The sequence below is a fragment of the Photobacterium sp. Ph5 genome (genome assembly GCF_022129445.1).
GTDB lineage: Bacteria > Pseudomonadota > Gammaproteobacteria > Enterobacterales > Vibrionaceae > Photobacterium.
The window spans coordinates 74,171-85,845 of record NZ_JADQAQ010000004.1; the positions used below are offsets into that span (position 1 = coordinate 74,171).

Annotated in this window: 4 protein-coding genes, 1 tRNA gene and 1 riboswitch (1 of these 6 cut by a window edge); of the genes, 3 read left to right on the top strand and 2 right to left on the bottom strand. The window is 41.0% G+C overall.

Features of this window, described 5'->3' with window-relative positions; genetic code table 11:
* Window positions 1-91 precede the first annotated feature (91 nt).
* The 3 genes from I3259_RS02755 (at window position 92) to I3259_RS02765 (ending at window position 10,357) form a co-directional block, all read left to right on the top strand.
* Window positions 92-4,720 (top strand): MG2 domain-containing protein, encoded by a 4,629-nt coding sequence (locus I3259_RS02755; RefSeq protein ID WP_238028224.1) that lies wholly within the window; start codon window positions 92-94, stop codon window positions 4,718-4,720.
* Window positions 4,710-6,944 carry a penicillin-binding protein 1C gene (gene pbpC, locus I3259_RS02760; protein WP_238028225.1) on the top strand — a complete coding sequence of 745 codons (2,235 nt, stop codon included), beginning with the start codon at window positions 4,710-4,712 and terminating at the stop codon, window positions 6,942-6,944. Before I3259_RS02755 ends, pbpC begins: the two co-directional genes overlap by 11 nt.
* Window positions 6,945-7,099: 155 nt before the next feature.
* Window positions 7,100-10,357: a M66 family metalloprotease gene (locus I3259_RS02765; RefSeq protein WP_238028226.1), complete on the top strand. Its 3,258-nt coding sequence runs from the start codon at window positions 7,100-7,102 to the stop codon at window positions 10,355-10,357.
* An 81-nt stretch (window positions 10,358-10,438) separates the two neighbouring features.
* Here I3259_RS02765 and thiD read toward each other — a convergent pair whose 3' ends face one another.
* Window positions 10,439-11,284 carry a bifunctional hydroxymethylpyrimidine kinase/phosphomethylpyrimidine kinase gene (gene thiD, locus I3259_RS02770; RefSeq protein WP_238028227.1) on the bottom strand — a complete coding sequence of 282 codons (846 nt, stop codon included), beginning with the start codon at window positions 11,282-11,284 and terminating at the stop codon, window positions 10,439-10,441.
* A 95-nt stretch (window positions 11,285-11,379) separates the two neighbouring features.
* Window positions 11,380-11,479: riboswitch (TPP riboswitch) on the bottom strand.
* A 172-nt stretch (window positions 11,480-11,651) separates the two neighbouring features.
* Window positions 11,652-11,675: transfer RNA gene (locus I3259_RS02775), tRNA-Val, on the bottom strand (it continues 153 nt past the right edge of the window).

The following is an 11,675-nucleotide window of genomic DNA, read 5'->3' on the forward strand; positions in this document are numbered from 1 at the left end:
TAGCGATGTTCGGATGAATATATCTGCTTTTCTGTATAGAATTACACCGTATGCAGTGCATAGACTTGAGTAGTTCTTAAAGGGGAAAGTGATGCGAATAATGGGATCAGAACGATCGATAGCGGGATTATATTTAATAGCGTTATTTTATAGTTTTATGTTGTCTGCTACCGCTTATGCTAATCAAGAGAAAGATCCTATTCGTCAGCCACCCATGGTGGAAGTGATTGGTAATGGCCCTTTAGTTCCTCAATCTCAACACCAATCAATTCCAATTAACTTTATGAATCTTGATAAGGTTGATGTTGAAATTTTACATATTACTGATCCCGACACCTTCTTAAATGACAGCTACCTGTTAGATAACCTAGGCCCTTATGGTTTAGAGCGTTTACAACACGCTTATGAAAGTGTTTATGCTGATCGTTTTACACTGCCACCAAGCAAATTAAATCAACAAACGGCAGCACGTATCCCTCTTTCACATCATTTGCCTTCAGGTTGGTATGTTGTGGTGTTAAAGGCACCTGGCGCGTTTGATGAGCTAAAAGTTAAACATGTGTTATTAACAGATATTGGTATTCAAGCACGGTTAAATACCCATCAAGCGAGTTTTTCTGTGTCACGTTTATCAACGGGTGAAGCTGTTACTTCAGGTAGCGTTGATATTTATCGCGACCATAAACTGTTTAGAACAGCACCCATCGACCATAAAGGTGAAGCTAATTTTGATATTGTGGCGAAAAATACCGATATCGTTGTTGCTCGTATCAATAAAACAACAGCAGAACGTCAACTCGCTCCTTCATTACAACAGAAGTCACAACAAGAGATCGGTATTTTACCTCTGCGTGAAGCGCCATTAGATTTATCGGATAGCAAAGTAGGAGGACGAGCTTATCAACCTTATGAAGCGTTCATTTATAGTAACCGTGATTTAGTTAAGCCGGGTGAATCATTACCGCTAAATATTTTGCTGCGTGATCAAGACGGTCTGGCGATTAAAGATCAGCCGATCACATTAACGGTATTAGATCCTCGTAATGATGTTGTGTTATCTGAGCAACTCTCTCCTCAAGCGGCTAGTTTTTACTCTAAGAAATTGAACACTTCATCTAGTTGGCGCACAGGGCGCTATACCGTTGAAGTAAGGCTCGATCCTGAAGCTCAAAAGCCGATCAGCCAATATTTTTTCGAACTGGAAGAGTTTGTTCCTGAGCGAATGGATTTAACTTTTTCCGATCTTACAAAGCTTGTCGTGGCAGGCAGTCAAACCAAGGTTGGACTGAGTGGACGCTATTTATTTGGTAGCCCAGCGGCAGGTAATAAAGTTACTGCGGAAGTAATGTATAACCCAACGTCGAGCTTTAGCGGTAAATACAGTGATTATCGAGTCGGTAAGCGATTTTCATTGGTAAGCAGTTATCAGCAATTAGATAAGCAAACATTATCAGCTGATGGGAAAGCAGAGATTGTCTTGCCGGCACCTTCAGCAGCTAAAATTCAATCCCCAGTTAATGCGGTGGTTAATTTCAGTCTATTAGAAACGGGTGGGGCTGCTGTACAACGAGATTTACGTTACACGGTGTGGAAAGATAGCCCAATAGCTGGAGTAAAGCCGCTGCAAAAAAGTGTTGGTTATGATGCTAACCCTCAATTTGATATCGCACTATTAAGCCATGATGGTCAACATCGCCTTGCTGGCGATTTGACTGTGAAAGTGGATTACGATCAGGGGCCTTATTATTGGTTATATGAGGAAGGAGTTGGTTGGCAGCGTAAGAAACAAGCGCGTTGGAAATCGATCTCTTCGCAAACGATTCATGTTGAAGCAGGAAAAAGTCATCGATTGTCTTTTGCGACTAAATGGGGTCAGTACCGTATTACAGTGACAGATCAAGCGAGTAAAACAGTCACTGAATATCAATTCTATGCAGGCTGGTATGATGGTTATCAGCAAATAAAAGCCAAGCCTGAACATCTTGATATTGCTTTTGATCAATCACGTTATCACGCAGGAGAGAATATCCGTTCAGCGATCACCGCACCAATTGCAGGTAGCTTATTAGTGACGCTAGAAACAGATAAAGTGATTTGGTCGCAGCGTACTAAGGTAACGAAAGGCAAACAAGATATTGAGATCCCACTACCACAGGGACTAAATCGTCACGATATTTATTTAACCGCTACGTTAACAGGTAATGTTGATAATGCGCCAAAACGTTATTTTGGAATTAAGCCCGTTAAGCTTAATCGTAATGCGAGAAAACTCTCAATAAAAGCGACAGTACCGCCAATTATTCGTCCGTTAACCACCTTAGATATCCCAATTAGCGTTGCCGGTATTGAGAAGCAACAAAATGATAATACTTGGGTAACGGTTTCGCTGGTGGATAAGGGCATTATTAACCTCAGCCGTTTTAAACCACAAGATCCATTTAACTACTTCTTTGCACAGCGTCGTTACAGCGCGGATGTGGTTGATCTGTATTCACGTCTCTATGATTTGCGTCCAAATCCCTTTGCTCAATCTCGTTTCGGTAGCGATAGCGTTACGCGTACTGATAATAAAAATGACGATTTAGTTGAAAGTAAAACCGTTATTTTAATGTCCAAGCCGATAATGGTTAAAAACGGTAAGGCAAACGTGAAATTAGCTATCCCTGATTACAATGGTGAAGGGCAGTTAATTATTACGACATTTAATGATTCACAAGTGGGTCGAAGTGTATCAAGTAATAAAATTGCAGCACCCGTTGTCGCTGAATTGAGTATTCCTCGCTTTCTCGTTGCAGGAGATAAATCGAGTGTCACGGTAGATATTCACAATATTAGTGGAACAGCGCAGACGTTATCACTGGCATTGAGCGCCAACAAAGGCGTGAATTTAGCGATTGCACTGCTGCCTGCCAAGGTAACATTACAAGATGGCGAGCATGTAAGTTACAACGTCCCGTTTACGGTTGACTCACCAATAGTTGTTAACCGTGCAGAGTTCAAACTGCAAGCACACTCACTTTCACAAAACAGCAACAACAAGATCCAAATTGATCGTTCATGGACAACGCCGATCAAGTCAGTAATGCCGTGGGTTTATAAGATGCATTCGGATCAGTTAGAGTCGCAACAAAAGCTGACTGTGACATCTTCATTGTGGCAAGGGCTTGATACGATTCCAGATCAATTAGGCTTTGCTTATATCAGCCAAACACCGATGTTAAGTGTGATAGAGCAAGCAAGAGATCTTTATCAATATCCGTATGGTTGTGCAGAGCAAACAACCAGTAAAGCATTACCGTATTTATATGATTTACCAGAATTAACCCGCTTTAAAAAAGCAGCGTTTGAACAGCGATTGAAAGCGCAAGGAAAAGCACCTAATGCTGAAGTGATGCCATCTGATAGAGATATGATTTATCAAGCGATAATGAATTTGAAACCTATGCAAACTTCACAAGGTGGTTTTTCGTTGTGGCCAAGTGATGGCTATAGCAGTCGTGTTAACGATCAGCCTTGGTTAACCGTTTATGTGACGGACTTTTTGCTACGTGCTGATAAAAAATTTCCAAATATAGTACCGAAAGCCATGCTGAAACGGGCGCAAGACGAGATCCTAGAATATGTGAAGAACCCAACACGAATGAAACAATGGGCGTATAACCAACAAAATGCGGATAGTGCATTAACGTATGCGGCATATGTGTTGTCTCAACAAGGACTGATCCAGTGGAGCGATATTGATAATTTAGGTCTTAAACTATTTCCATCTGGACTAAGTGAATTACAGCTTGCGGCAAGTTATGCCAATGTGGGCGATAGCGATAAGGCATTAGCACTGTTAAATAATTACCATATGGTTAAACGTTACAGCAGCTATTTTCAAGATTATGGCTCTAACCTGCGTGATAGCGCCTTGTCTGTATTGATTTTGCAGCAACTAAAATCGAATAGTATTTTGGCTCAAAAAGCGGCGGAAATTCAAAAGCAGTTATTAGAACAACTTGTCGCAGAATCAGGCGATAAATTGTGGTTGAGCACCCAAGAACGTGGTGCATTATTACAAGCTGCGATATTGACCCAAAGATTGAATAAAGATCAGCAGTTTGATGTGACAATTAATGGTCATGATCAGCAGCATACGGGTCCATTTTCGGTACCATTAACGGAAGGATTAACAATTACCAACCATAATACCAAACCGCTGTACGTTAAATTACATGGTGAGGGGTACCAGCAACGCAATAAGGCGGTATCAAATAGTGATAATCCATTGAATACATTGAAAGTGAATACGCTTTCACGCTCTGTCTATCAATTAGACGGCAAGCCATTTACTGGAAATACGGTAAAAGTCGGTCAGCGATTATTAGTTGTATTGAACGTTAATCTCAACCAACGAGTAAATGAAGGGTTACTGTCTAAGATGATCCCAGCAGGTTTTGTGTTAGAAAACCCTGCACTTAATCAAGGGCTTGATGTAGCAGCATTAGCGCCAAACGATGTGACATTAAGTTCACCAGATCATAGTGAATATCGAAATGACCGTTATGTAATTTCTCAGTCATTTGATAAGGATAAAACCTATTCATTTGCTTATTTACTACGTGCTGAAGTACCGGGAACCTTTACTATTCCGCCAATTTACATGGAGTCGATGTACCAGCCATCACAACATGCTGTGTACTGGCCTAAGCAAGATTCGGTATCCATTGAAAAGTAATCATTTTGCTCAACAGCCTGCATCACGCTATAAAACGTGGATGCGGGCTTGTTGTATAACCATTGTGTTATTAGCTACTTGTGGTGTGGTGCTGAATTACGTATTTCCATTACCGCCACTTTATCCTCATGGCTCTGCGGTTGTTATTAAAAGCCAAGAGGGAGAGGTACTGCGAGCATTTGCAGATATGCAAGGGGTTCGTCGAACAGAATTAATTTCACCGGAGCAAGTTGATCCTTTTTATCGACAAGCGTTATTAACCTATGAAGATCGTTGGTTTTATTTCCATCCCGGGTTTAACCCTTTTTCGATCTTTCGTGCTGCATGGCAATGGGGCGTTAATGGGCATGTCGTCTCTGGTGGCTCAACATTAACCATGCAAGTTGCTCGTTTAATATCACCGCATTCACGTTCATTATCAGGCAAACTAACCCAGTTATTTCGAGCGCTTCAATTAGAGTGGTTTTTTAGTAAAGAACAGATCTTAACCTTGTATTTAAATCTTGCCCCGTTTGGTGGCAATATCGAAGGGGTTGAGGCTGCGGCGCAACGTTATTTTGGAAAGTCTGCTCAATTGCTAACAAAGTCAGAAGCGGCATTACTGGTGGTATTGCCGCAAAAACCATCGTTATATCGCCCAGACCGTTTCCCTGAACGTGCAAGAGCGATGCGTAATAAAGTGCTTGAACGATTAGTGCGTTATAACAAGCTCGATCAATACAGTGCGAACTTTTTGCAACAGGAACCTGTCGTTGTTGCCCCTTATTTTCAGCCACTGCAAGCGCCATTATTGAGCCGTATGCTACAGCAAGGTTATCCGCACCAAGCTGTTATTCAAACCACTATTCGAGCTGATATCCAAAAACGAATTCACCGTCTACTCACGACTGTTTCTCAACGCTTACCTGCAAAAAGCTCTGCGGCTATCGTTGTGGTTGATAATGTGTCTGCCAATGTTATTGCCTATCAAGGCTCAGCTGATTTTAATGATGTTAGCCGTTTTTCTTATGTTGATATGGTGCAAGCGATTCGTTCGCCAGGTTCAACCTTAAAGCCATTCATTTATGGTACGGCCCTTGATCTTGGGATCATTCATTCTCAAAGTTTGCTCAGTGATATTCCGTCATCGTTTTCAGGTTATAAGCCACAAAACTTAAATGGCAAATTTCAAGGCGCAGTGAGTATGAGTGAGGCATTAAAACAATCACTGAACATTCCTTTAATACAAGTTTTTAATAAAGAAACACCAGAGGTTTTTGATCAAAAACTGCAACACGCAGGGATTCAATTACAGCATAAAAAGCCAAATTTAGCGGTAGGGTTAGGTGGGACAGGAACCAATTTAATCACACTGGCAGCTATGTACCGAACACTGGCAACGAATGGGCAATATCAGCCTTTACAACTGCTACAAAACGCCAAATCAGTTGTGAGTAAACCGCTCCTTTCACCGGCTTCAAGTTGGATTATTTTTAAAACACTGAGTGAAATAAGCGCGCCAGATAGGGTTGTACCATCGATAAGACGTCAAATAGCTTGGAAAACAGGAACTAGCTATGGTTATCGTGATTTTTGGTCGATAGGTGTTAGCCCTGATTTTACCGTTGGCGTGTGGATAGGTCGCCCAGACTCTAGCCCTGTTGTGGGTTATTTAGGGGCGACACAAGCCGCACCTATTATGTTTGACGCCTTTGATCAGTTACCCCGCGATCAACACCAACGAATAAAACCTAAAGACGTTGTGACAAAGACCATTTGTTGGCCGAGTGGGCGTGATAAGAAAATTACGCCTCTTGCACAATGTGTCTCGCAAAGAAAAGCCTATACCGTAAGAGGAATTACACCACCCACGTTGGAAACCGATGGGCGCTTTTTACGTCCAGCTTTAGATACGGCACAAACAACGTGGCCGACACTTCTAGCAAATTGGCAACAGCAACGAGGGATCATTTCAACATCTAAAGGACAAGGTGAGCCAAAGAAGGGGAACGCACGAGTTGTGCCGTATATTAAGCAAATAGTGACAGGACAGCATTATTATAAAGATCAGTTAGATGTATTACCGCTACAAACGCTTGACGAAAACTTGACGGTTGATTGGTATGTTAATAACCAACCTTTTATTGGCAGTGAAATTAAATTAGCGAATTATTCTGGTAGGGTGCATATAACTGCTTGTATTAACGGAGTATGTGATAAACGTGAAATAGTTGTTCATCAGTAATCGTAAGCGTCAAGAAAATAGTGTTTATAAAGTGGTATTTTTGACGTTTGAAGTAATAATAAATTATTACAAATCAAATAGATAAAATTATTCTAAATCGTATTGTTATTGTTTATATTTCGCCAAATACATATTATTAACATTGTGCAAAAATAATGAAAAAGAAGTACTTAGTCAGCCTGTTGCCAGTATTGCTTATGGCGCAATATGGTCAAGCAGAAACAATCGAATCCACAGTACCAGAAACACTTTATTTTAATAAAAAAGCGTTGTCATCAGACACTCAAGGCACACTGCAAGGTAGTGTTAGTGTTGCTCAAAGCGTGATTATGCAAACGAGCAATAAGATTGAAAATGATCGCCAACCACATCTTGTTTCTCTTCGTCGTACATTGGTGATGTTTGAGCCTCACGCAGATATGTTTGAGCAAGACGAAGTTGTCACTGTTACCGCTAAAAATAAGCAAAACGAAGTGGTTTATCAAACGGTGATGCGTCAACCACAACAGTTGCCGCAAGTAGCGGGTAAGCTTGATAAGTATGTTGAGATAACGAAGCCGTCGCAGTTCTCTCTAACTATCACTAGCAATCACGATCTTCATAACATCTCTGGTGAAGCGGGTGTAACACATTTTAAAGCACTACTTGCTCAGCACGATACAGTTTTAGTTAAAACTGGAGATGGTCATTGGGCTGGCCATTTTATTTTGCCGGATGATAAAAGCTTTAATAATAAGAAGATCACCTTTATTTCAGATGCTGGCTACAACTCTCAAATTGAATATGCACAAGGCAGAGATACGATCAGCCGTGGTAACCAATTTACCTATCAGAATATTGATGGCGTTTGGTATGGTGAGTCGGATATGGCAATCAGCCGAATTTCATATAGCGATAAAGCTTATTCGGCCGTACTTCCAGCAGAAGCCGTTAAATCGGGTTTAAGCTTAACTTTCACCAGTGGAAATAAGAAAGAAGGAACGGTTTCAGATATTAAGATCGGTGCTAATACCAGTATGATCTTAAATGCAATCGATGTTGGTTTATTAACAGAGCCAAGAGATCAATTTATCTTTATCGATGATCCAGAATTACACCGTCAGTATTTCCAAAGTCTTCAGATCAGTAAATTGATCGTTAACCCTTATGAATCAGTATATCTTAAAGAGATAATGTTGCCAGATGGTCGCTTACTTGAAGGTGTTGATCCTAGTGAAGCAGACGGTTACGGCAGTGATTCGCATTACCGTATTGCACGTGAGCTGATCTCTTCAGGTATTAACAGTGCTAACTATGGTGTGAATTCATCAAAAGTATGTCCTGCAAGCCAGTGGAATATTGAAGCGCCATACCATGCAGCACAAGTAACAGTGAATAACTCAATTGGTAATTATACTGATGGTTTAATTACACACGGTATGTTGGGGTCTTACGCAGGTGTTGCTTCTGTCGTGAGCTCAACGGGTAACGAATTTAGCCATGAAGTCGGTCATGAACTAGGGGTCGGTGCTCATTATCCTGGTGGCTTTATGGGCGCGATTCACAAAAGTTCTACTGAAGTGAACTCTACATGGGGGTGGGATGTATATAAAAATATCTTTATTCCTAATTTCACTAAAGGCGTAACGAACCAAGAGTCATGCTATGAAGGGGAATGTGTTGCACCATTTGAAGGACACAGTTTTGGTTTTGGTACCATGTCTGGCGGTCAACCGCTTTACCCTAAATACAATGCATATACATTACACGCACCGTATGAGCTGAGTGTGTTCCAAGATTTCGTAGAAAATAAAGCGAATTTTGATCCAGCGTCACCAACAGGTTATAGCAAGTGGGATCACATAGAAAAAGTGATGAAGCCATGGACGCATTCAGTGGCTGATGATTTAGCGTTTTCGGTTGTTAAGGTCAGTGGTAACGGCCCGCTTAGTGAATTTGGTGAAAGTAGCGATAAATTTCAACAGTTATTTGCTAAACATCAAGTGGTTCACTTAACAACGGCTAATGCCGCTTGGGCTCGTGACTTTTATTTACCGACTGATGCTAAATTAGAAGGAAAAGTGGCACTATTTGAATCGTGGGCGGGTTGGAATTCAACTATTCATTATAACGACCAACAAATGACATTAAGTCATGGTCAAAAACATGCATTTATATTTACAAATGGTGTTTGGCAGTTAACAGATAATACGCTATTAGAGCGCAAAGTTGATTTGATCCCATACAAGCAAGGCGTACAGGTAACAACGTTGGTGGGGTATTACGATCCACAGAAAACACTACCAAGCTACATTTACCCAGCTTTGCATGGTGCATACGGTAATGTTTACGTTGATAACTTCACTGCTTCAACATGTCAATTGGATGTGTTGACGCAAAATGGTGGTACCAAAACGTTTAATCTGTATAACCGTCGTTTGCAAGATGGTCACATGAACCGTTTCCACATTAATATTGAAAGTGCACTGAAACCATACCTTGCAGAAGTTAGTTGTGGTGGTGAAGTACTTAATACAATGGATATTGTACCTGCAAAAACGTCGTTAAAAGCAAGTATTGTGACAACGGAAGCAGGAAAAGCACCAGTGTTCACAGGTATTGACGATATTGTTGTTGCACATGGTGATTTATTTGCACCACTTGCAGGAGTAACAGCGACAGATGATTACGATGGTGATGTCACTGCCTCTATCGTGGTTGAAGGTACTGTAGATACGAATAAAGTGGGTCATTACAAACTAACTTACAAAGCCTATGACAGTGCTTTAAGTGAATCTGTTGTTGTGCGTAATGTTGAAGTGTTTAGTGCAAAACCTGTGTTAGAAGGTATTAGTGATACGACCATTCAACTCGGTGATACATTTGATGCAAAAACAGGTATTACAGCAAAAGATGCAGAAGATGGTGACGTAACGGCCAATATTATTATCGAAGGTGAAGTAAATACGACTCTCGCTGGTAACTACACCTTGAATTACCGTATTACTGACAGCGCACAACAAACCACAGAAGCACAACGTGTTGTGACGGTTGAAGGTAGCGCAGTGTGTGAAAACACATGGAGTGCACAAAGTATTTATGTAGCAGGTGATGAAGTAAGCCACAACGGCATGGTATGGCTAGCCGGTTGGTGGACACAAGGCGAAGAGCCGGGAACAACAGGTGAGTGGGGCGTTTGGAAACAAATTGCAACGGAAGGTTGTACGTCAGTAAAACCAGAAGTGACGCCACCTGCGCCGGGAGAATATCCAACGTATCAAGCGGGTACAGTTTACCAACAAGGGGATATTGTTCGTGCTAGCGATGAGCAGTTATACCAATGTAAACCTTGGCCTAATTCAGGTTGGTGCTCAAGTGCTTCTTATGCCCCAGCAAGCAGTGTTTATTGGCAAGATGCTTGGACAAAACTGTAATCACATAATATTTAATATATAAATCAAAGCGGTGAGTCAAATCACCGCTTTTTTACATCATATAGCGTGATATTACACTTATTACGCTCTATTTTGGTCATGAGTGAAAAAATGATTCACAGGACCATGACCATGACCAATATTGAGCTGATCAGCGGCTGAAATGGCAGAGGTAATATATTCTTTGCCACGCTGTGTTGCTTGTTCGATCGAATAACCTTGAGCAAGATAAGAAGCAATAGCTGAAGAGAGGGTACAGCCTGTACCATGCGTATTTTTTGTCTCAATACGTTTTGTTTTTAGCTCTATGATATTGTCACTTAATATCAATAAATCGTTACTTTCTGAATCGCTTTCTAGGTGTCCACCTTTAAGCAGTATTGCTTTAGTTTGTATATCACGCAGTTTGCTGACTAATCCCAACATATCTGTATGATTTTTTGGGATCTTGCTGTTTGTCAGCGCAGCGGCTTCAGGTAAATTAGGTGTAATGAGATCAGCTAATGGAAGTAGTTTTTGCTTTAATGTACTAATGGCTGACTGTTGTAATAATAAGTCACCGCTGGTGGCAACCATTACGGGATCAATCACAAGGTAGCGTGGCTTGTACTTTTTTATTTTATTCGCAACCAGCGTGATGATGTCACTATCAGCAAGCATGCCTATTTTAACTGCCTGAATATTTAGATCGGTAAAAACAGCATCTAACTGTTGTTCTATCATCGGAAGGGGAATAGGAAGAATACCACAGACACCTTGGGTGTTTTGCGCCGTAATTGCAGTGATTACCGAACAAGCATAGCCACCTGTTGCTGAAATAGCTTTGATATCGGCTTGAATACCCGCGCCACCACTACTGTCAGAGCCTGCAATAGTTAAAACTATCGGTGTTGTAACATGGGATGTATTATTTTTGTTTGATGACATAACAGATTCCTAATTACGCGTTAGGAACTGGTGCCAAGTAATGAAAGGATCGGTTGATGTGAAGTGATCCATTGATAACTTGCCTAAACAATACTGATATTGTTTATTTAGTTCCCTCCGCCAGTGTTAACTGGTTCAGGTTCAACGGGTCCCACTTAATTGTGATCTCAGCGTAATGCCCCCCGACTAATTCTCAAATCCTAATAGATAAACCGTTTGTTGTCACGTACTTATAATGATGAGTTTAGAGCCGAGAATGCACTCGCATGAGTTATCGTGTACCTAAATAGATACAAGGATAAAAAAGATTAGACTTAATATTTGGGCACAAAAAAACCTGCTATAAAGCAGGCTTTTTGTTTAAATTTGGTGCTCGCTACTGGACTCGAAC